The following is a 21,190-nucleotide window of genomic DNA, read 5'->3' on the forward strand; positions in this document are numbered from 1 at the left end:
TCGATCCCAGAGCGAAGGAACCCCGAGCCTCAGCGAGGGGCCGTACGTCAGGGTTAGAGACCTTTTGGTTACTTTTGGCTGGGCCGGCATTCCGGGCGTTTGCCAAAAGTGACCCGCCGTAAGGGCGGAACCCTAAGAAGCCGTTACCGCAGCAACGGATATGCCCCCAAACCAAAAACCGCAGACAGCAAAAAGGCGCCCAAAGGCGCCTTTCGCTTTACAACAGACCAACAACCATCAAGCCATTTCCGCAGTAGTCTCGAAGTCAAACGTCAGCTCACCATCCTTGATGTCGATGTGCACCACACCGCCATGCTCGGCCAGCTCGCCAAACAGAATCTCCTCCGCCAGCGGACGCTTGATCTTGTCCTGGATCAGACGCGCCATCGGACGAGCGCCCATGGCCGAATCGTAACCACCGGCCGCCAGCCAACTGCGCGCTGCGTCGGTAACCTCCAGAAGTACACGCTTGTCTTCCAGCTGCGCCTGAAGTTCGGTGAGGAACTTGTCCACCACGCTTTTGATGACCTCATGACTGAGGCGACCAAACTGAATGATGGTGTCCAGACGGTTACGGAATTCCGGCGTGAAGCTCTTCTTGATCACTTCCATCGCATCGGACGAGTGGTCCTGATGGGTGAAACCGATCGAAGCACGTGCCGCCGTTTCAGCACCGGCATTGGTGGTCATGATCACGATCACGTTGCGGAAGTCCGCCTTGCGCCCGTTGTTGTCGGTCAGCGTACCGTGGTCCATCACCTGCAGCAGCAGGTTGAAGACTTCCGGATGCGCCTTCTCGATTTCATCGAGCAGCAATACGCAATGCGGTTGCTTGGTGATCGCTTCGGTCAACAGACCGCCCTGGTCGAAACCGACGTAGCCCGGAGGCGCACCGATCAGACGCGATACGGTGTGGCGCTCCATGTACTCGGACATGTCGAAACGAACCAGCTCGATCCCCAGCGCCTTGGCCAATTGCCGCGCGGCTTCGGTTTTACCAACACCGGTCGGCCCTGCAAACAGGAACGAACCGACAGGCTTGTCCGGCGACTTCAGACCGGCACGGGACAGCTTGATCGCAGTCGACAACGAATCGATCGCCGCATCCTGACCAAACACCGTCAGCTTCAGGTCGCGCTCCAGGTTACGCAGCAGCTCCTTGTCGGAACTGGTGACGTGTTTTGGTGGAATACGTGCGATCTTCGCCACGATATCCTCGACCTGCGGCACGTCGATGCGCTTCACACGCTTGTCGACCGGTTGCAGACGCTGGTAGGCGCCCGCCTCGTCGATCACATCGATGGCCTTGTCCGGCATATGCCGGTCATTGATGTAGCGCGATGCCAGTTCCGCAGCGGCGCGCAGCGACTCATCGCTGTACTCGATGTTGTGGTGCTGTTCGAAACGCCCTTTCAGACCACGCAGGATACCGATGGTGTCTTCCACCGACGGCTCGACCACATCGACCTTCTGGAAGCGGCGGGCCAGGGCCCGATCCTTCTCGAAGATGCCGCGGAATTCCTGGAACGTGGTCGACCCGATACAGCGGATATCACCCGACGACAGCAGCGGCTTGAGCAGGTTAGAGGCGTCCATGACGCCACCGGACGCAGCGCCCGCACCAATAATGGTGTGAATCTCGTCGATGAACAGGATCGCCTGCGGACGTTTTTTCAGTTCGCCGAGCAGCGCCTTGAAGCGCTTCTCGAAATCGCCGCGATATTTGGTGCCTGCGAGCAAGGCACCCAGATCGAGGGAATAAACGACGCTGTTGGCCAGCAGGTCCGGCACCTGGTTGTCGACAATGCGTTTGGCCAGGCCTTCGGCAATCGCGGTCTTGCCCACGCCCGCCTCGCCCACCAGCAACGGATTGTTCTTGCGGCGACGCGCGAGAATCTGCGCAACGCGCTCGACTTCCGACTCGCGCCCGACCAGCGGATCGATCCGGCCCTGGCGTGCGAGTTCGTTAAGGTTGCTGGCATACGCATCCAGCGGATTGCCTGAAGAAGAAGACTCACCGCCCTCGTCGTCCTGCATGTCTTGTTCACCTTCAGAGTGATCGCCATGCCCCGGCACCTTGGAAATGCCATGGGCGATATAGTTGACGACATCAATGCGTGCAACGCTCTGCTGTTTCAGCAGGAACACCGCCTGACTCTCTTGCTCACTGAAGATTGCAACCAGCACGTTGGCGCCGGTCACTTCGCGTTTGCCCGAGCTCTGCACATGGAAGACAGCACGTTGCAACACACGCTGGAAGCCCAGGGTTGGCTGGGTTTCGCGATCTTCGTCATGGACGGGGATCAGCGGCGTGGTGGAGTCGATGAACTCCTGCAGGTCGTGCTTGAGTTTGTCGAGGTTTGCGCCGCAGGCACGCAATACGGTGGCGGCAGCCTCATTATCCAATAGGGCCAGCAGCAGGTGTTCGACGGTCATGAACTCATGACGCTTCGAACGAGCCTCCTTGAAGGCAAGATTGAGGGTGACTTCGAGCTCGCGGTTTAACATAGCTTCACCTCATACCCAAGTGGTCGGCGATTAACCGTCCTTCTCGATTTCACAGAGTAGCGGATGCTGGCTTTCCCTGGCGTACTGGTTGACCTGCATGGCCTTTGTCTCGGCGATGTCGCGGGTAAACACTCCACATACTGCCCGTCCTTCTGTGTGGACGGCCAGCATGACCTTGGTCGCCAGCTCGCGATTCAGGTTAAAAAACACCTCGAGCACTTCGACGACGAAATCCATCGGTGTGTAGTCATCGTTGAACAAAACCACCTTGTACATCGGCGGCGCCTGTAACGCAGGCTTTGCTTCCTGAACAGCAACGCCTGCCGAATCGTCGTCGTGCTCCTGTGGAAGATCCTTTTGGAGAAGCGGGCGATCCTGATTGAATGTTAGTCGAATCTGGCTGATTGCATGCATGGAAAGAAAGGTTCGTCAGTTGTGCAAATACAGTGGTGGGGGCGGCTTGACACGTTTTCAACTCCGACTGCCCGGTCACCTTGACTATCGGGAAAACGGTGTTACAACCAATAGAACCCACAGTGGGGAAAAAAGATCCGCGGAGTCAATCTTTTTAACGGATTCGACTGCGGATGTCTTGGATGATACTCCAGCGATGGAGTCTGTTGCAGAGGGATTTGAGCATGGCTGTCGGCAAGGTCAAGTGGTTCAACAATGCCAAGGGATTCGGCTTCATCAATACCGATGCCCGCGAAGGACGTGACGAGGATGGCAAAGACATTGATTTCTTTGCCCACTACTCCGCCATTGAGATGGACGGGTATAAGACCCTCAAGGCCGGACAGATCGTGACCTTCGAAATCGTCCAGGGCCCCAAGGGACTGCATGCGGTGAATATCACGGCGGCAACCGTGGCAAGTGAAGCGGCTACGCATGCCCCTCATACAGAAAAAGTGTCAGGCTGACTCAACCGTCACCTGGTCATGAAAAAACCGCCCGAAGGCGGTTTTTTTGTACCTGCACGACTTACATATGCTTGACGATCGCCTCACCGAAGCCCGAAGAAGACACCAGCGTGGCGCCTTCCATCAGACGTTCGAAGTCATAGGTCACCGTCTTGGCCTTGATCGCGCCATTGGTACCCTTGATGATCAGGTCCGCCGCCTCGGTCCAGCCCAGATGACGCAACATCATCTCGGCCGACAGAATCACCGAACCCGGGTTGACCTGATCCTTGCCGGCGTACTTCGGCGCGGTACCGTGGGTCGCCTCGAACATGGCCACGGTGTCGGACAGGTTGGCACCCGGCGCGATACCAATACCGCCCACTTCCGCCGCCAGGGCGTCGGACAGGTAGTCACCGTTGAGGTTGAGGGTGGCGATCACATCGTATTCGGCCGGACGCAGCAGGATCTGCTGGAGCATGGCATCGGCGATGGCATCCTTGACGACGACTTCGCGGCCGGTTTTCGGGTTCTTGAATTTCATCCATGGGCCGCCATCGAGCAGCTCGGCGCCGAATTCTTCCTTCGCCACCTCGTAACCCCAGTCCTTGAAGGCACCTTCGGTGAATTTCATGATGTTGCCCTTGTGCACAATGGTCAGCGACTTGCGGTCGTTGTCCACCACGTATTGCAGGGCCTTGCGCACCAGACGCTTGGTGCCTTCTTTCGAAACCGGCTTGATACCAATGCCGCAATCCTGGTCGAAACGGATCTTGGTGACGCCCATTTCTTCTTTCAGGAATTTGATGACCTTGGTGGCCTCAGGAGAACCGGCCTTCCATTCGATACCGGCATAAATGTCTTCGGAGTTCTCGCGAAAGATCACCATGTCGACGTCGCCGGGCTTTTTCACCGGGCTCGGCACGCCTTCGAACCACACCACAGGGCGCAGGCAGACATAGAGATCGAGCTGTTGGCGCAGGGCAACGTTGAGGGAACGGATGCCGCCACCGACCGGGGTGGTCAGCGGGCCTTTGATGGAAACCACGTAATCCTTGACGGCGTCCAGGGTTTCCTGGGGCAGCCAGGTGTCCTGGTCATAGACCTGAGTTGCTTTTTCGCCAGCATAAACCTCCATCCAGGAAATCTTGCGCTTGCCCCCGTAGGCCTTGGCCACGGCAGCATCAACCACTTTGATCATCACAGGGCTGACGTCGACGCCAATGCCGTCACCTTCGATGAAGGGAATGATCGGGTTATCAGGGACATTGAGAGAATGGTCTGCGTTGACGGTGATTTTGTCGCCGACGGCTGGAACCTGAATCTTCTTGTAACCCATGCTGAACTCCATTGTTTGGATTGAACATCTGGCTTGGTTCGAGCGTAACCCAGTTGAATCAACACGCAAACCCTCTGTTCCGGGCGCGGCGACATCTCGTTTCGTACAAGCCTGAAAGCAAAGGGAAAAGCGCCAATCTCAAGCATTCACGGCGACTCTACGCCCCACCCCGCCCTGCGACCTTTAGACCAATGGACGAGAATCGTTGCATATGAAGCATCGGCAGATTGCCAGCTACCTATGTATAATGCCGCCCGCTGACCAAAGGGTCACGACGGCTGGCCTCTCTAGCACGAGACTTTCCGCCTGATTGGTCGGGTTGTTACCGCAGTCCGACTGCTTGACGCTCTACTGATGCACCCAACATCACCGCGAAGATTCTCGACATTCGGTTCATGGATGACTTTGAACGAACGCGCTTACCCGGCGCCCCTCGAGTTTCTGCGCACGCTTTAGCAAAGAAGAGAGAGTTAATCCGAATATGCCCACCCGCTCGAAGATCATCTATACCTTCACCGACGAAGCTCCAGCCCTCGCCACCTATTCCCTGCTGCCAATCATCGAGGCTTACACCGCCTCGGCCGATATCGCCGTGGAAACCCGCGATATCTCTCTTGCAGCACGTATTCTGGCCAGCTTCCCCGAGCAACTGGGCGACAAAGCCGTAGCCGACCACCTCGCCGAACTGGGCGACCTGGCCGTTACGCCTGAAGCCAACATCATCAAGCTGCCGAACATCAGCGCCTCGGTTCCGCAACTGCAAGCCGCGATCAAAGAACTGCAAGCCCAGGGCTACAACCTGCCGGACTACCCGGAAACCGTGACCAGCGACGCCGACAAAGACGCCAAGGCGCGCTACGACAAGGTCAAGGGCAGCGCCGTGAACCCGGTTCTGCGTGAAGGCAACTCCGACCGTCGCGCTCCGCTGTCGGTCAAGAACTACGCTCGCAAGCACCCGCACAAAATGGGCGCCTGGGCCAAAGACTCCAAGTCCCACGTCGCTCATATGAGCACCGGCGATTTCTACGGCAGCGAAAAAGCCGCCCTGATCGACGCCGCTGACACCGTGAAGATCGAGCTGATCGCCCAAGACCGCACCGCCACCGTCCTGAAAGAAAAAACCAACGTTCAGGCGGGCGAGATCCTCGACTGCTCCGTGATGAGCAAAAAGGCCCTGCGCGCGTTCATCGCCGCTGAAATCGACAGCGCCAAGCAACAAGGCGTGCTGCTGTCGGTTCACCTGAAAGCCACCATGATGAAGGTCTCCGACCCGATCATGTTCGGCCAGATCGTTGCCGAGTTCTACAAAGACGCCCTGACCAAGCACGCCGACGTGCTGGCCGAGGTCGGCTTCAACCTGAACAACGGCATCGGCGACCTGTACGCCCGCATCAAATCCCTGCCGGCCGAGCAACAAGCGCAGATCGAAGCTGACATTCAGGCGGTCTACGCCGCTCGTCCGTCGCTGGCGATGGTCAACTCCGACAAAGGCATCACCAACCTGCACGTGCCGAGCGACGTCATCGTCGACGCCTCGATGCCGGCCATGATCCGTGACTCCGGCAAGATGTGGGGCACCGACGGCCAGCTGCACGACACCAAGGCTGTGATCCCGGACCGTTGCTACGCCACCATCTACCAGGCCGTGATCGAAGATTGCAAAGCCAATGGCGCTTTCGATCCGACCACCATGGGCAGCGTGCCGAACGTTGGCCTGATGGCTAAAAAGGCTGAAGAGTACGGCTCCCACGACAAGACCTTCCAGATCAAGGCCGACGGCGTGGTTCGCGTGACCGACAGCAAAGGCAACCTGCTGATGGAACAGGCTGTTGAAGCCGGCGACATCTTCCGCATGTGCCAGACCAAAGACGCGCCGATCCAGGACTGGGTCAAACTGGCCGTCAACCGTGCTCGCGCAAGCAGCACCCCGGCCATCTTCTGGCTGGACCCGATGCGCGCCCACGACGGCGTAGTGATCGAGAAGGTTCAGGCTTACCTGAAGGATCACGACACCGCTGGTCTGGACATCCAGATCATGGCACCGGTCGACGCAATGAAGTACACCCTGCAGCGCACCCGCGAAGGCAAGGACACCATTTCGGTGACCGGCAACGTACTGCGCGACTACCTGACCGACCTGTTCCCGATCATGGAACTGGGCACCAGCGCCAAGATGCTGTCGATCGTGCCGCTGATGAACGGCGGTGGCCTGTTCGAAACCGGCGCCGGCGGTTCGGCTCCGAAGCACGTGCAGCAACTGGTCGAAGAGAACTTCCTGCGCTGGGATTCGCTGGGCGAATTCCTGGCCCTGGCCGCTTCTCTCGAGCACTTGGGTGTGAACTACAACAACCCGAAAGCGCTGGTGCTGTCCAAGACCCTGGACCAGGCTACTGGCCAATTCCTCGACAACAACAAGTCGCCATCGCGCAAAGTCGGCAACATCGACAACCGCGGCAGCCACTTCTACCTGGCGATGTACTGGGCACAAGCCCTGGCCGCCCAGACCGAAGACTCTGCACTGCAAGCGCAGTTCGCGACCCTGGCCAAGACCCTGACCGAGAACGAAGCGACCATCGTCGCCGAGCTCAACGCCGTTCAAGGCAAGCCAGTGAACATCGGTGGTTACTACCACGCCGATGCCGAGCTGATCAGCAAGGCCATGCGCCCAAGCGCAACCTTCAACGCGGCGATTGCTGCGCTGGTATAAGGTTGTAAAGGGAACATCACAAACCCCGGCCATGCGCCGGGGTTTGTGTTTCTGCCTTTCGCCCAGGAGATTCAATCAATGCAATGGCTCCCCCACATCACCGTCGCCACCATCGTCGAGGATAACGGCCGTTTCCTGATGGTCGAGGAACACAAAGCCGGGCATAACGTGCTCAATCAGCCCGCCGGCCATCTGGATCCGGACGAAACCCTGATCGAAGCCGCCGTGCGCGAAACCCTCGAAGAAACCGGCTGGGACGTCGAACCCACCGCCGTGATCGGCATTTATCTGTACACCGCTCCGAGCAACGGCGTGACTTACCAGCGCGTGTGCTTCAGCGCCAAAGCCGTGAAACATCACCCGGAATATCAGCTGGACGACGGCATCGTCGGCGCCAAGTGGCTGACCCGCGACGAATTATTGGCCCAGCGCGATAACTGGCGCAGCGAGCTGATCATCCGTTGCATCGACGATTATCTGGCCGGCAATCGCTTCGGCCTCGAACTGATCCGCCCTTCCCTTTAGCCTTGAGGCCGTGAGCCTGATAGAATCGCGTCCTTTTTCAAGACACTCATTGAATCCCTATGCGTGATCCAGCCCCTTCTGACACATCCAAGAAGCGCGTCATTGTCGGCATGTCCGGCGGCGTGGACTCTTCCGTTTCCGCTCTCCTGCTGATCGAGCAGGGCTATGAAGTGGAAGGCCTGTTCATGAAGAACTGGGAAGAAGACGACGGAACGGAATACTGCACCGCCATGGACGACCTGGCGGATGCCCAGGCCGTGTGCGACAAGATCGGTATCAAGCTGCACACCGCCAACTTCGCCGCCGAGTACTGGGACAACGTGTTCGAGCACTTCCTGGCCGAGTACAAGGCCGGCCGCACGCCGAACCCGGACATCCTGTGCAACCGCGAGATCAAGTTCAAGGCGTTCCTCGACTACGCCATGATGCTCGGCGCCGACCTGATCGCCACCGGTCACTACGTGCGCCGCCGCGACATTGATGGCCGCACCGAACTGCTCAAGGGCCTGGATCCGAACAAGGATCAGAGCTACTTCCTGCACGCTGTCGGCGGCGAACAGATCGCCAAGACCCTGTTCCCGGTCGGCGAGCTGGAAAAACCGGAAGTCCGTGCAATCGCCGAGAAATACGAGCTGGCGACTGCCAAGAAGAAGGATTCCACCGGGATCTGCTTCATCGGCGAGCGCCGTTTCAGCGATTTCCTCAAGCAATACCTGCCGGCGCAACCGGGCGAGATCAAGACCACCGAAGGCGAAGTCATCGGCCGTCACCACGGCCTGATGTACCACACCATCGGTCAGCGCCAGGGCCTGGGCATCGGCGGCCTGAAAGACGCCGGTGATGAGCCGTGGTACGTGCTGCGCAAGGATCTGGACACAAACGAGCTGATCGTCGGCCAGGGCAACAACCATCCATGGCTGTTCTCCAGCGCCCTGCTCGCTTCGGAAATCTACTGGGTCAACCCGATCGATTTGAGCCAGCCGCTGCGCCTGACCGCCAAGGTTCGTTATCGCCAGAGCGATCAGACCTGCACCCTGGAAAAAACCGAGACCGGCTATCGCGCCGTGTTCGACGAACCGCAACGCGCGGTCACGCCGGGTCAGTCGGTGGTGTTCTATGACGGTGAAATCTGCCTCGGCGGCGGCGTGATCGAAATCGCCGAGCCGTGGAGCGGCCAGGCATGAGCCCGACTCAGGAGCAACTGACGGCTCTGGGTGGCGTGTTTCTTGCCGCCGTACTGGTCGACCGGATCGCCAAGACCGGCCAGACCAACGAGGCCGGCCTGAGCTGCATGCTCGGCAGCCTGCTGGTCCGCGATCCGAAGGACACGCTGGACGTGTACGGTGGCGACGACATCAATCTGCGCGAGGGTTACCGTGCACTGATCGGCGCCCTCGAGCGCGACCCGAGCACCTTGCAGCGCGAGCCATTGCGCTACGCATTGTCGATGCTCGGCCTCGAGCGGCAACTGGCCAAGCGCAACGACATGCTCGACGTGATCGGCAAGCGTCTGCCGCAGATTCAGTCGCAGGTCGAGCATTTCGGCCCGGCCCACGAAAACGTGATCGCGGCCTGCGGTGCGCTGTATCAGGACACCCTGAGCACGCTGCGCCAACGCATTCAAGTGCACGGCGACATGCGCAACCTGCAGCAGCCGAGCAACGCGTCGAAGATTCGCGCCCTGCTGCTCGCCGGCATTCGCTCGGCACGCCTGTGGCGCCAACTCGGCGGCCATCGCTGGCAGTTGGTGATCAGTCGTCGCAAGCTGCTCAAAGAGCTGTATCCGTTGATGCGCAGCGAGTAAATCGCCGCGCAATAAAAGCTTTGTAGTCTGTAACGCGTAATACGCCGGTCAGTTGGCGACGGACCGGCGGATTTTTTCATGTATGATACGCGCCCCATTTCGTTGCCCGACTGTCCGAGAACACCCCATGCAGCTCTCTTCGCTCACTGCGGTTTCCCCTGTTGACGGCCGCTACGCCGGCAAAACCCAGGCCCTGCGCCCGATTTTCAGCGAGTACGGCCTGATCCGTGCCCGCGTCCTGGTTGAAGTGCGCTGGCTCCAGCGCCTGGCCGCTCACGCCGGCATCCCGGAAGTGCCAGCCTTCTCCGCCGAAGCCAACGCCGTTCTGAACGAACTGGCCGAAAACTTCTCGCTGGAACACGCCGAGCGCGTGAAAGAGATCGAGCGCACCACCAACCACGACGTGAAAGCGATCGAGTACCTGCTCAAGGAACAGGCAGCCAAGCTGCCGGAACTGGCCAAGGTCAGCGAGTTCATCCACTTCGCCTGCACCAGTGAGGACATCAACAACCTGTCCCACGCGCTGATGCTGCGCGAAGGTCGTGACGACGTGATGCTGCCGCTGATGCGCCAGACCGCCAACGCCATCCGCGAACTGGCCCTGCGCTTCGCCGACGTGCCAATGCTGTCGCGCACCCACGGTCAGCCGGCTTCGCCGACCACCCTGGGTAAAGAGCTGGCGAACGTGGTTTACCGTCTCGAGCGCCAGATCGCTCAGGTCGCTGCCGTTCCGCTGCTGGGCAAGATCAACGGCGCTGTCGGCAACTACAACGCTCACCTGTCAGCCTACCCGCAGATCGACTGGGAAGCCAACGCCCGCGCCTTCATCGAAGACGAGCTGGGCCTGGGCTTCAACCCGTACACCACGCAGATCGAGCCGCACGACTACATCGCCGAGCTGTTCGACGCCATTGCGCGCTTCAACACCATCCTGATCGACTTCGACCGTGACATCTGGGGTTACATTTCCCTGGGTTACTTCAAGCAGCGCACCATCGCCGGCGAAATCGGTTCGTCGACCATGCCGCACAAGGTCAACCCGATCGACTTCGAAAACTCCGAAGGCAACCTGGGCATCGCCAACGCACTGTTCCAGCACCTGGCGAGCAAACTGCCGATCTCCCGCTGGCAGCGCGACCTGACCGACTCCACCGTTCTGCGCAACCTCGGTGTCGGCTTCGCCCACAGCGTGATCGCGTACGAAGCGAGCCTCAAAGGCATCAGCAAGCTCGAGCTTAACGCTGACAAGATCGCTGCCGATCTGGACGCCTGCTGGGAAGTCCTGGCCGAGCCGATCCAGACCGTGATGCGCCGCTACAACATCGAAAACCCGTACGAGAAGCTGAAAGAACTGACGCGCGGCAAGGGCATCAGCCCTGAAGCGCTGCAGACTTTCATTGATGGCCTGGACATGCCGGCCGCTGCGAAAGCCGAGCTCAAGCAACTGACCCCGGCCAACTACATCGGCAACGCTGTAGCGCAAGCCAAACGCATCTGATCGACTGCTTGACCCGTTTGAGACGCCCGGCCGCGCCGGGCGTTTTTATTCCCGTCTGAAAAATGCTTTTTTTCAATAGGTTACATATGAATCCCGATATTCCTCTTCAACTTCTGGGTGGTCTTACGGCGCGCGAGTTCATGCGCGATTACTGGCAGAAAAAACCACTGCTGATCCGTCAGGCGATTCCTGATTTCGAAAGCCCGATCGACGCCGACGAACTCGCCGGCCTGGCCCTGGAAGAAGAAGTCGAATCGCGCCTAGTGATCGAACACGGCGAGCACCCATGGGAACTGCGCCGCGGCCCGTTCGCCGAAGACGAATTCAGCAAACTGCCGGAACGCGAGTGGACCCTGCTGGTGCAGGCTGTCGATCAGTTCGTGCCGGAAGTCAGCGAACTGCTGGAAAACTTCCGCTTTCTGCCGAGCTGGCGCGTCGATGACGTGATGATCAGCTTCGCCGCCCCGGGTGGCAGCGTTGGCCCGCATTTCGACAACTACGACGTGTTCCTGCTGCAAGGCCACGGCAAGCGCAACTGGAAAATCGGCCAGATGTGCGACTCCGAAAGCCCGCTGCTGCAGCACGCGGACCTGCGCATCCTCGCCGAATTCCACGAAACCGAAGAGTGGGTTCTGGAACCGGGCGACATGCTGTACCTGCCGCCGCGCCTGGCTCACTGCGGCGTGGCCGTCGATGACTGCATGACCTACTCGGTCGGCTTCCGCGCACCAAGCGCCGCTGAAGTGCTGACCCACTTCACCGACTTCCTCAGCCAGTTCCTGACTGACGAAGAGCGCTACACCGACGCCGATGCGAAGCCGGTCAGCGATGACCCGCACCAGATCCAGCACGATGCTCTTGGCCGCCTGAAGGCACTGCTCGCCGAGCACATGAGCGACGAACGCCTGCTGCTGACCTGGTTCGGCCAGTACATGACCGAGCCGCGTTATCCAGAGCTGGTCGTCGGCCCGGAGAAAGTCGAGGAAGAAGACCTCCTCAGCGCCCTCGAAGACGGTGCCATCCTGATCCGCAACCCGAGTGCACGCCTGGCATGGTCCAACGTCGATGACGATCTGCTGCTGTTCGCCAGCGGCCAGAGCCGTTACCTGCCTGGCAAGTTGCGCGAGCTGCTGAAGCTGATCTGCTCGGCTGACGCCCTGCACACCGACAACCTCGGCGACTGGCTGAGCGACGAAGATGGCCGCGGCCTGCTGTGCGAACTGGTCAAACAGGGAAGCCTGGGGTTCGCCGACGATGAATAAGATTCGCGTACGCGTTGCAGACTGGCAAAAGGACAACGCCGAGATCCGCCGCATTCGCGAAACGGTGTTCATTGCCGAACAGTCGGTTCCACCCGAGCTTGAGTGGGACGCCGATGACGCCACCGCCGTGCATTTTCTGGCCTTCGAAGGCGACTTTCCGATCGGCACCGCCCGCCTGCTGCCCGACGGGCATGTTGGCCGGGTTTCGGTACTGAAGGACTGGCGCGGGCTAAAGGTCGGCGATGCGCTGATGCACGCGGTGATTGCCGAAGCGGAAGCACGGGGCCTGAAGCAGCAGATGCTCAGCGCCCAGGTGCAGGCCACGGCGTTCTATGAGCGCCTGGGTTTCAATCTGGTCAGCGAGGAATTCCTGGAAGCAGGGATTCCGCATGTCGACATGGTTCGTCACTCGGCTTAAGTCCGCGTCGCGGCATTCGCGGGCAAGCCCGCTCCCACAGGAAACCTCCAGCGAACACAGATTTTGTGCCCGGCAGAGATCCAATGTGGGAGCGGGCTTGCTCGCGAAGAGGCCCTTCAGAACACCACAAAACGCCCCGCCATTTTCGGATGCCGGGGCGCTTTGCTGTCTACGATTCAACTTGCCCCACCCCAGGCCGACAAACTGGCAATATCAAGCCTTTCGAAAGCGGAGATAACGGACATGTCCCTACGCACCCTGCTCACCACCCTGCTGCTCGGCTGCAGTCTTTCGGTGATGGCAGCCACAGAAATCGTGCCCCTCAAGTACCACACCAGCGCCGACATGCTGCCGGTGGCTCAGGATTTCATCGGCAAGGACGGTCAGGTCAGCGCCTATGGCAATCAACTGATCGTCAAGGCCGAGCCGGACAAGATCCAGGAATTGAAAGCCCTGCTCACGCAGCTCGATACCGCCCCCAAACGCCTGCTGATCACCGTCGACACCAACGAAAACAACCAACAGAACACCGGCGACCAGCAAACCAGGATCATTGACTACAGCACCGCCAGCCGTGACGGCGGCATTCAACAGGTACAGGCCAGCGAGGGCGCACCGGCGCTGATCCAGGTCGGACAGAGCGTGCCGATCACCAGCAGCCAGAGCAACTCCTGGGGCGATTACAGCAGCCAGACCCAGTATCGCAACGTCACTCAGGGTTTCTACGTCACTGCCAGCGTCACCGGTGACACCGTTCACCTGTCCATCAGTACCAACCGTGACCGAATGAGCCAGGAACGTCCCGATGTAGTGAACGTGCAAAGCACCGACACAACTGTCACAGGACGCCTGGGCGAATGGATCACCCTCGCCGGCGTGAACCGTGAGACTCAGGCCGACAAACAGGGCCTGGCCCGCAGCTACTCGACTCAAGGCCGGGATGACATGACGTTGCGGGTGAAAGTCGACACACTGGACTAAACCACCGAAAACTGACTGATTAGTCGTATTAGACGAAAGATGTAGTGCATGAAAAAAAGCACTACAAAACGTTTGACGAGCCAAAAAAGCGAAGGCATGATGGCCTCGCTCCCGCTAATCAGAGGCCCTGGCAAGGGCCTTCGAAGCGCTGCTCGCAACCATCCCCGCGAGCCGTTTCGTGTCTGTACCGCCCACAAGGTGTGTTTGACGAGGTTGCCGACTGGAACGAAGTTGTCCCGAGGGACGGAAGCGTAATTAGGTAACCCGGCTTTACACTGTAGTTCGCATAAAGGCCCACGACGCCCGAATGCGCCCGCCAGTTCGCCTTTACCTGCTCACCTCCCCTCGAGCCTATCGTTCATCCCGTCGCCTGCCCCGCCGAACCCGACCTGACCACCTAAGCTTCTGGTCAGCGAGCGCAAGGAATTTTCCACCGCAGAACAACTTTTCATAAAGACGCGACGAGGTTTATCTCCATGGCACTGACACGCGAACAGCAAATTGCAGCCCTTGAAAAAGACTGGGCTGAAAACCCGCGCTGGAAAGGCGTGACTCGCAATTACTCCGCTGCTGACGTCGTCCGTCTGCGTGGCTCGGTTCAACCAGAGCACACCTTTGCAAAAATGGGCGCCGAAAAACTGTGGAACCTGGTCACCCAGGGTGCCAAGCCGTCCTTCCGCCCAGAGAAAGATTTCGTCAACTGCATGGGCGCCCTGACCGGTGGCCAGGCTGTTCAACAGGTTAAAGCCGGTATCCAGGCGATCTACCTGTCGGGCTGGCAAGTCGCTGCGGACAACAACTCCGCCGAATCGATGTACCCGGACCAGTCGCTGTACCCGGTGGACTCGGTTCCAACCGTGGTCAAGCGCATCAACAACTCGTTCCGTCGTGCCGACCAGATCCAGTGGAAAGCCGGCAAGAACCCGGGCGACGAGGGCTACATCGACTACTTCGCGCCGATCGTGGCTGACGCCGAAGCCGGCTTCGGCGGCGTACTGAACGCCTACGAGCTGATGAAGAGCATGATCGAAGCAGGCGCCGCCGGCGTTCACTTCGAAGACCAGCTGGCTTCCGTGAAGAAGTGCGGCCACATGGGCGGCAAGGTTCTGGTTCCAACCCAGGAAGCCGTGCAGAAACTGACCGCTGCTCGCCTGGCTGCCGACGTTGCCGGTGTACCGACCATCATCCTGGCCCGTACCGACGCCAACGCTGCCGACCTGCTGACTTCCGACTGCGACCCGTACGACCAGCCGTTCGTGACTGGCACCCGCACCCAGGAAGGCTTCTACAAGGTTCGTGCAGGTCTGGACCAGGCCATCGCCCGTGGCCTGGCCTACGCGCCGTACGCCGACCTGATCTGGTGCGAAACCGCCAAGCCGGACCTGGAAGAAGCCCGTCGCTTCGCCGAAGCGATCAAGAAGGAATACCCGGACCAGATCCTGTCGTACAACTGCTCGCCTTCCTTCAACTGGAAGAAAAACCTGGACGATGCGACCATCGCCAAGTTCCAGCGTGAACTGTCCGCCATGGGTTACAAGCACCAGTTCATCACCCTGGCCGGCATTCACAACATGTGGCACAGCATGTTCAACCTGGCGCACGACTACGCCCGCAACGACATGACTGCCTACGTGAAGCTGCAGGAGCAGGAATTCGCTGATGCCGCCAAGGGTTACACCTTCGTGGCTCACCAGCAGGAAGTGGGCACCGGCTACTTCGACGACATGACCACCGTGATCCAGGGCGGCACGTCCTCGGTGACCGCGCTGACCGGTTCGACCGAAGAAGAACAGTTCCACTGATCGACTTCGCCTGAGCGAACGGCCTTTGCGGGCCGTGTAGAAAGCTAACCGCATTGCCGAAAAACTGACGCCCCGACTGGTTCGGGGCGTTTTTTTTGCCTGCGACCTGCTGATCAACTCAGGGCTGGCACAGTCCGTCAGGCAAAACATTGATCCAGAGCGCTATCCACGTCACAAAAATCGGTTAAAACGTGTGCCGCCGCTACTTGCAGTAACGCGGATATAAGACAACTTCCCAACTGCCCAATCGCTAAACAGTTACAAAACCATCACAAACGATATTAATTATCATTTAGCGGCAACTATATTCGTTACATTTTCGACAAAACATAATTCGTGAAATCCCGGCTAATGCCCGCAACGCATGGGCTACAGGGCCATAGAGGTGCGCTATGTCCTTATTCCAATAAATAATTTCGCTATAGGAATTTTACTTGCAGGGTGTTTAGCCATAAAATCAGCGCGATTGATTGCTGCGACATATCGTCACTGCCTTATTTCTTTATCAAGCTCAGAGACCTTTGCTCTCTGTTAAGGATTTCCAGCATGCCCGAAGCGACAGGACTCATGGCCCACAACTGGGGCTTTGCCATTTTCCTTCTGGGTGTAGTCGGCCTGTGTGCCTTCATGCTCGGCGTCTCCAGCCTCCTCGGGTCAAAAGCCTGGGGCCGCAGCAAAAACGAACCGTTCGAGTCCGGCATGCTACCTACCGGTGGCGCCCGCTTGCGGCTCTCAGCCAAATTCTATCTGGTCGCGATGCTGTTCGTGATCTTCGATATCGAAGCCCTCTTTCTCTTTGCATGGTCTGTGTCCGTCCGCGAAAGCGGCTGGACCGGATTCGTCGAAGCTCTCGTTTTCATAGCAATTCTGTTGGCAGGTCTTGTCTACCTGTTCCGAGTGGGCGCCCTTGACTGGGCTCCGGAAGCTCGTCGCAAGCGGCAGGCGAAGCTGAAACAATGAGGCTTTGGCAATGCAATACAATCTCACCAGAATCGACCCCGATGCTCCTAACGAGCAGTATCCGATCGGCCAGCGGGAAACCGTTTCCGATCCGTTAGAGGATCAAGTCCACAAAAACATTTTCATGGGCAAGCTGGAAGACGTGCTGAGTGGCGCGGTCAACTGGGGACGTAAGAACTCCCTGTGGCCGTACAACTTCGGTCTGTCGTGCTGCTACGTGGAAATGACCACCGCCTTCACGGCGCCCCACGACATCGCGCGCTTCGGCGCCGAAGTTATCCGGGCATCACCGCGTCAGGCCGACTTCATGGTTATCGCCGGGACCTGCTTCATCAAGATGGCGCCGATCATTCAGCGTCTCTACGAGCAGATGCTCGAGCCGAAATGGGTTATCTCCATGGGTTCGTGCGCCAACTCCGGTGGCATGTACGACATCTACTCCGTGGTTCAAGGGGTGGACAAGTTCCTGCCCGTGGACGTCTACGTACCTGGCTGCCCGCCCCGTCCAGAAGCATTTCTGCAAGGCTTGATGCTGCTGCAGGAATCCATTGGCCAGGAGCGTCGCCCACTTTCCTGGGTCGTTGGCGATCAAGGCGTTTATCGCGCCGACATGCCTTCGCAGAAGGAACAGCGCCGCGAACAGCGAATCGCAGTCACCAATCTGCGCAGCCCTGACGAAGTCTGATCCAGATCTGTTTCAAAGAAACGAGAAGCTGGCTTCATTCTTTACGTTGACCGAAAGCGAAAAAATAACCATGACTACAGGCAGTGCTCTGTACATCCCGCCTTACAAGGCAGACGACCAGGATGTGGTCGTCGAACTGAACAACCGTTTTGGTGCCGAGGCGTTCACCGCCCAGCCGACCCGCACCGGCATGCCGGTGCTGTGGGTGGCCCGCGCCAAGCTCGTCGAAGTCCTGACCTTCCTGCGCAACCTGCCCAAGCCGTACGTCATGCTCTATGACCTGCACGGCGTGGATGAGCGTCTGCGCACCAAGCGTCAAGGGCTGCCAAGCGGTGCCGATTTCACCGTGTTCTATCACCTCATGTCGCTGGAACGTAATAGTGACGTGATGATCAAGGTTGCCTTGTCCGAGAGCGACCTCAGCTTGCCGACCGTCACCAGCATCTGGCCGAACGCCAACTGGTACGAGCGTGAAGTCTGGGACATGTACGGTATCGACTTCAAAGGTCACCCTCACCTGTCGCGCATCATGATGCCGCCGACCTGGGAAGGTCACCCGCTGCGCAAGGACTTCCCGGCGCGCGCCACCGAATTCGATCCGTTCAGCCTGAACCTGGCCAAGCAACAGCTCGAGGAAGAAGCCGCGCGCTTCCGTCCGGAAGACTGGGGCATGAAGCGTTCCGGCCCGAACGAGGACTACATGTTCCTCAACCTGGGTCCGAACCACCCTTCGGCGCACGGTGCGTTCCGCATCATCCTGCAACTGGACGGCGAAGAGATCGTCGACTGCGTCCCGGACATCGGTTACCACCACCGTGGTGCCGAGAAGATGGCCGAGCGTCAGTCCTGGCACAGCTTCATTCCGTACACCGACCGTATCGACTACCTCGGCGGCGTGATGAACAACCTGCCGTACGTGCTCTCGGTCGAGAAGCTGGCCGGCATCAAGGTGCCAGAGAAGGTCGACGTCATCCGCATCATGATGGCCGAGTTCTTCCGGATCACCAGCCACCTGCTGTTCCTGGGTACTTACATCCAGGACGTTGGCGCGATGACCCCGGTGTTCTTCACCTTCACCGACCGCCAGAAGGCATACACGGTGATCGAAGCCATCACCGGTTTCCGTCTGCACCCGGCCTGGTACCGCATCGGCGGTGTTGCCCACGACCTGCCGCGTGGCTGGGAAAAACTGGTGAAAGACTTCGTTGAATGGCTGCCAAAGCGCCTCGACGAATACACCAAGGCCGCCTTGCAGAACAGCATCCTCAAGGGTCGTACCATCGGCGTTGCCCAGTACAACACCAAAGAGGCCCTGGAATGGGGCGTCACCGGTGCCGGCCTGCGTTCCACCGGTTGCGACTTCGACCTGCGTAAAGCGCGTCCATATTCCGGCTACGAGAACTTCGAGTTCGAAGTGCCGCTGGCCGCCAACGGCGATGCCTATGACCGCTGCATGGTTCGCGTCGAAGAAATGCGCCAGAGCGTCAAGATCATCGACCAGTGCCTGCGCAACATGCCGGAAGGCCCGTACAAGGCGGATCACCCGCTGACCACGCCGCCGCCGAAAGAGCGCACGCTGCAGCACATCGAAACCTTGATCACGCACTTCCTGCAGGTTTCGTGGGGCCCGGTCATGCCGGCCAACGAATCCTTCCAGATGATCGAAGCGACCAAGGGCATCAACAGCTATTACCTGACGAGCGACGGCGGCACCATGAGCTACCGTACCCGGATCCGTACTCCGAGCTTCGCCCACCTGCAGCAGATCCCTTCGGTGATCAAAGGCAGCATGGTCGCGGACCTGATTGCGTACCTGGGTAGTATCGATTTCGTTATGGCCGACGTGGACCGCTAAGCATGAACAGCACGCTTATCCAGACAGACCGTTTCACCTTGAGTGAAACCGAGCGCTCGGCCATCGAGCACGAGCTGCATCACTACGAAGACCCGCGCGCGGCGTCGATCGAAGCCCTGAAGATCGTCCAGAAGGAACGCGGCTGGGTGCCGGACGGCGCTCTGTACGCCATCGGCGAGATCCTCGGCATCCCGGCCAGCGACGTTGAAGGCGTGGCCACGTTCTACAGCCAGATCTTCCGTCAGCCGGTCGGCCGTCACATCATTCGCGTCTGCGACAGCATGGTCTGCTACATCGGTGGCCACGAGTCGGTGGTCAGCGAAATCCAGAACAACCTGGGTATCGGCCTGGGTCAGACCACTGCCGACGGTCGTTTCACCCTGCTGCCGGTCTGCTGCCTCGGCAACTGCGACAAGGCACCGGCGCTGATGATCGATGACGACACCTTTGGCGATGTCCAGCCTGCCGGCGTCGCCAAACTGCTCGAGGGCTACGTATGACCCTGACTTCTTTCGGTCCTGCCAACCGCATCCAGCGTTCGGCCGAGACTCACCCGCTGACCTGGCGCCTGCGTGACGATGGCGAAGCCGTGTGGCTCGACGAGTACCAGGCCAAGAACGGTTACGCCGCTGCGCGCAAGGCCTTCGCCGACATGGATCAGGACGCCATCGTCCAGACCGTGAAAGACGCCGGCCTCAAGGGTCGCGGCGGTGCAGGCTTCCCCACTGGCGTGAAGTGGGGCCTGATGCCAAAGGACGAATCCATCAACATCCGCTACCTGCTGTGCAACGCGGATGAAATGGAGCCGAACACCTGGAAAGACCGCATGCTGATGGAGCAACTGCCCCATTTGCTGATCGAAGGCATGCTGATCAGCGCCCGTGCGCTGAAAACCTACCGTGGCTACATCTTCCTGCGCGGCGAGTACACCACCGCCGCCAAGCACCTGAACCGTGCCGTGGAAGAAGCCAAGGCAGCCGGTCTGCTGGGCAAGAACATCCTGGGCAGCGGCTTCGATTTCGAGCTGTTCGTCCACACCGGCGCCGGGCGTTACATCTGCGGTGAAGAAACCGCACTGATCAACTCCCTCGAAGGCCGCCGCGCCAACCCGCGCTCCAAGCCGCCCTTCCCTGCCGCCGTTGGCGTGTGGGGCAAGCCGACCTGCGTGAACAACGTTGAAACCCTGTGCAACGTGCCGGCGATCATCGCCGACGGCGTGGACTGGTACAAATCGTTGGCCCGCGACGGCAGCGAAGACATGGGCACCAAGCTCATGGGCTTCTCCGGCAAGGTCAAGAACCCTGGCCTGTGGGAACTGCCCTTCGGCGTGACCGGTCGCGAATTGTTCGAAGACTACGCCGGCGGCATGCGCGACGGTTACAAGCTCAAGGCCTGGCAGCCGGGCGGCGCCGGTACCGGTTTCCTGTTGCCGGAACACCTCGACGCCCAAATGTACGCCGGCGGCATCGCCAAGGTGGGCACCCGTATGGGTACCGGCCTGGCCATGGCGGTGGACGACAGCGTCAACATGGTGTCCCTGCTGCGCAACATGGAGCAGTTCTTCGCTCGCGAATCCTGCGGTTTCTGCACCCCTTGCCGTGATGGCCTGCCGTGGAGCGTCAAGCTGCTGATGGCCATCGAACAAGGCCGCGGCCAGCCGGGTGACATCGAGACCCTGCTGGGTCTGGTCAACTTCCTCGGCCCGGGCAAGACCTTCTGTGCTCACGCACCGGGTGCCGTGGAACCATTGGGCAGTGCCATCAAATACTTCCGTCCAGAGTTCGAAGCCGGTATCGCGCCTGCAAGCGCCGCCGTCCCGCCTCTGGCGAAGCCGATCACAGTCGGCGCGTAAACGCTTAAAAAAGGCGAAGGGTCCGTGCCCTTCGCCTTTCGTCCGATGACGCCTTTCGGGGCTGACTGGATTCGGACGGATAACAAGATTCCATT

The 21,190-nt window shown here is 59.5% G+C and carries 18 protein-coding genes; 15 read left to right on the top strand and 3 right to left on the bottom strand.

Annotated elements, in window-relative coordinates:
* Positions 1–237 precede the first annotated feature (237 nt).
* Positions 238–2,508: an ATP-dependent Clp protease ATP-binding subunit ClpA gene (gene clpA, locus ACSPX5_RS12710; RefSeq protein WP_169430937.1), complete on the bottom strand. Its 2,271-nt coding sequence runs from the start codon at positions 2,506–2,508 to the stop codon at positions 238–240.
* A gap of 30 nt (positions 2,509–2,538) precedes the next feature.
* Complete coding sequence (gene clpS, locus ACSPX5_RS12715; protein ID WP_011334948.1) at positions 2,539–2,922, bottom strand: ATP-dependent Clp protease adapter ClpS; 384 nt, start codon at positions 2,920–2,922, stop codon at positions 2,539–2,541.
* 224 nt (positions 2,923–3,146) lie between these two features.
* On the opposite strand from clpS, the gene ACSPX5_RS12720 reads away from it, so the two are divergent.
* A complete protein-coding gene (locus ACSPX5_RS12720; RefSeq protein WP_169430938.1) occupies positions 3,147–3,428 on the top strand; it encodes a cold shock domain-containing protein in 282 nt (93 codons plus the stop codon).
* Between the two features lie 61 nt (positions 3,429–3,489).
* On the opposite strand, the gene icd is transcribed toward ACSPX5_RS12720, so the two are convergent.
* Positions 3,490–4,746, bottom strand: a complete 1,257-nt coding sequence (gene icd / locus ACSPX5_RS12725; RefSeq protein ID WP_169430939.1) for an NADP-dependent isocitrate dehydrogenase — start codon at positions 4,744–4,746, stop codon at positions 3,490–3,492.
* 481 nt (positions 4,747–5,227) lie between these two features.
* On the opposite strand from icd, the gene ACSPX5_RS12730 reads away from it, so the two are divergent.
* The 14 genes from ACSPX5_RS12730 to nuoF all read left to right on the top strand — a co-directional run bounded on the left by ACSPX5_RS12730 (position 5,228) and on the right by nuoF (position 21,095).
* Positions 5,228–7,453 (top strand): NADP-dependent isocitrate dehydrogenase, encoded by a 2,226-nt coding sequence (locus ACSPX5_RS12730; RefSeq protein WP_439821829.1) that lies wholly within the window; start codon positions 5,228–5,230, stop codon positions 7,451–7,453.
* A gap of 78 nt (positions 7,454–7,531) precedes the next feature.
* Complete coding sequence (locus ACSPX5_RS12735; RefSeq protein ID WP_439821830.1) at positions 7,532–7,978, top strand: NUDIX hydrolase; 447 nt, start codon at positions 7,532–7,534, stop codon at positions 7,976–7,978.
* 59 nt (positions 7,979–8,037) lie between these two features.
* Entirely contained in the window at positions 8,038–9,162 is a 1,125-nt protein-coding gene (gene mnmA / locus ACSPX5_RS12740; RefSeq protein ID WP_439821831.1) for a tRNA 2-thiouridine(34) synthase MnmA, read from the top strand.
* Positions 9,159–9,782 (top strand): high frequency lysogenization protein HflD, encoded by a 624-nt coding sequence (gene hflD / locus ACSPX5_RS12745; protein WP_064380694.1) that lies wholly within the window; start codon positions 9,159–9,161, stop codon positions 9,780–9,782. Before mnmA ends, hflD begins: the two co-directional genes overlap by 4 nt.
* 127 nt (positions 9,783–9,909) lie before the next feature.
* The gene (purB, locus tag ACSPX5_RS12750; protein WP_085745983.1) at positions 9,910–11,280 is read left to right on the top strand and encodes an adenylosuccinate lyase; all 1,371 of its coding nucleotides are present in this window, start codon (positions 9,910–9,912) and stop codon (positions 11,278–11,280) included.
* 86 nt (positions 11,281–11,366) lie between these two features.
* Positions 11,367–12,542, top strand: a complete 1,176-nt coding sequence (locus tag ACSPX5_RS12755) for a ribosomal protein uL16 3-hydroxylase (protein ID WP_439821832.1) — start codon at positions 11,367–11,369, stop codon at positions 12,540–12,542.
* The gene (locus tag ACSPX5_RS12760; RefSeq protein ID WP_169430944.1) at positions 12,535–12,960 is read left to right on the top strand and encodes a GNAT family N-acetyltransferase; all 426 of its coding nucleotides are present in this window, start codon (positions 12,535–12,537) and stop codon (positions 12,958–12,960) included. The genes ACSPX5_RS12755 and ACSPX5_RS12760 overlap by 8 nt, the downstream gene beginning before the upstream one ends.
* Before the next feature lie 243 nt (positions 12,961–13,203).
* The gene (locus ACSPX5_RS12765; protein WP_439821833.1) at positions 13,204–13,941 is read left to right on the top strand and encodes a secretin N-terminal domain-containing protein; all 738 of its coding nucleotides are present in this window, start codon (positions 13,204–13,206) and stop codon (positions 13,939–13,941) included.
* Between the two features lie 476 nt (positions 13,942–14,417).
* On the top strand, positions 14,418–15,743 hold the full coding sequence (gene aceA, locus ACSPX5_RS12770) for an isocitrate lyase (protein ID WP_039767419.1): 1,326 nt from the start codon (positions 14,418–14,420) through the stop codon (positions 15,741–15,743).
* Between the two features lie 546 nt (positions 15,744–16,289).
* Positions 16,290–16,703, top strand: coding sequence for an NADH-quinone oxidoreductase subunit A (locus ACSPX5_RS12775; protein ID WP_003223812.1), 414 nt, complete (start codon positions 16,290–16,292; stop codon positions 16,701–16,703).
* A gap of 10 nt (positions 16,704–16,713) precedes the next feature.
* Positions 16,714–17,388: a NuoB/complex I 20 kDa subunit family protein gene (locus ACSPX5_RS12780; RefSeq protein ID WP_007951456.1), complete on the top strand. Its 675-nt coding sequence runs from the start codon at positions 16,714–16,716 to the stop codon at positions 17,386–17,388.
* Between the two features lie 70 nt (positions 17,389–17,458).
* The gene (gene nuoC, locus ACSPX5_RS12785; protein ID WP_115078470.1) at positions 17,459–19,243 is read left to right on the top strand and encodes an NADH-quinone oxidoreductase subunit C/D; all 1,785 of its coding nucleotides are present in this window, start codon (positions 17,459–17,461) and stop codon (positions 19,241–19,243) included.
* Between the two features lie 2 nt (positions 19,244–19,245).
* Positions 19,246–19,743, top strand: a complete 498-nt coding sequence (gene nuoE, locus ACSPX5_RS12790; protein ID WP_003223804.1) for an NADH-quinone oxidoreductase subunit NuoE — start codon at positions 19,246–19,248, stop codon at positions 19,741–19,743.
* Positions 19,740–21,095 (top strand): NADH-quinone oxidoreductase subunit NuoF, encoded by a 1,356-nt coding sequence (nuoF, locus tag ACSPX5_RS12795; RefSeq protein ID WP_064597744.1) that lies wholly within the window; start codon positions 19,740–19,742, stop codon positions 21,093–21,095. Before nuoE ends, nuoF begins: the two co-directional genes overlap by 4 nt.
* Positions 21,096–21,190: the final 95 nt, after the last annotated feature.

This window comes from Pseudomonas sp. HLG18 (assembly GCF_051903985.1).
Classification (GTDB): Bacteria; Pseudomonadota; Gammaproteobacteria; order Pseudomonadales; family Pseudomonadaceae; genus Aquipseudomonas; species Aquipseudomonas fluorescens_BT.

Excerpts from the sequence above, each read along its gene's own strand:
- clpA (WP_169430937.1), bottom strand. The coding sequence starts at position 2,508 with ATGTTAAACCGCGAGCTCGAAGTCACCCTCAATCTTGCCTTCAAGGAG.
- clpS (WP_011334948.1), bottom strand. The coding sequence starts at position 2,922 with ATGCATGCAATCAGCCAGATTCGACTAACATTCAATCAGGATCGCCCG.
- ACSPX5_RS12720 (WP_169430938.1), top strand. The coding sequence starts at position 3,147 with ATGGCTGTCGGCAAGGTCAAGTGGTTCAACAATGCCAAGGGATTCGGC.
- icd (WP_169430939.1), bottom strand. The coding sequence starts at position 4,746 with ATGGGTTACAAGAAGATTCAGGTTCCAGCCGTCGGCGACAAAATCACC.
- ACSPX5_RS12730 (WP_439821829.1), top strand. The coding sequence starts at position 5,228 with ATGCCCACCCGCTCGAAGATCATCTATACCTTCACCGACGAAGCTCCA.
- ACSPX5_RS12735 (WP_439821830.1), top strand. The coding sequence starts at position 7,532 with ATGCAATGGCTCCCCCACATCACCGTCGCCACCATCGTCGAGGATAAC.
- mnmA (WP_439821831.1), top strand. The coding sequence starts at position 8,038 with ATGCGTGATCCAGCCCCTTCTGACACATCCAAGAAGCGCGTCATTGTC.
- hflD (WP_064380694.1), top strand. The coding sequence starts at position 9,159 with ATGAGCCCGACTCAGGAGCAACTGACGGCTCTGGGTGGCGTGTTTCTT.
- purB (WP_085745983.1), top strand. The coding sequence starts at position 9,910 with ATGCAGCTCTCTTCGCTCACTGCGGTTTCCCCTGTTGACGGCCGCTAC.
- ACSPX5_RS12755 (WP_439821832.1), top strand. The coding sequence starts at position 11,367 with ATGAATCCCGATATTCCTCTTCAACTTCTGGGTGGTCTTACGGCGCGC.
- ACSPX5_RS12760 (WP_169430944.1), top strand. The coding sequence starts at position 12,535 with ATGAATAAGATTCGCGTACGCGTTGCAGACTGGCAAAAGGACAACGCC.
- ACSPX5_RS12765 (WP_439821833.1), top strand. The coding sequence starts at position 13,204 with ATGTCCCTACGCACCCTGCTCACCACCCTGCTGCTCGGCTGCAGTCTT.
- aceA (WP_039767419.1), top strand. The coding sequence starts at position 14,418 with ATGGCACTGACACGCGAACAGCAAATTGCAGCCCTTGAAAAAGACTGG.
- ACSPX5_RS12775 (WP_003223812.1), top strand. The coding sequence starts at position 16,290 with ATGCCCGAAGCGACAGGACTCATGGCCCACAACTGGGGCTTTGCCATT.
- ACSPX5_RS12780 (WP_007951456.1), top strand. The coding sequence starts at position 16,714 with ATGCAATACAATCTCACCAGAATCGACCCCGATGCTCCTAACGAGCAG.
- nuoC (WP_115078470.1), top strand. The coding sequence starts at position 17,459 with ATGACTACAGGCAGTGCTCTGTACATCCCGCCTTACAAGGCAGACGAC.
- nuoE (WP_003223804.1), top strand. The coding sequence starts at position 19,246 with ATGAACAGCACGCTTATCCAGACAGACCGTTTCACCTTGAGTGAAACC.
- nuoF (WP_064597744.1), top strand. The coding sequence starts at position 19,740 with ATGACCCTGACTTCTTTCGGTCCTGCCAACCGCATCCAGCGTTCGGCC.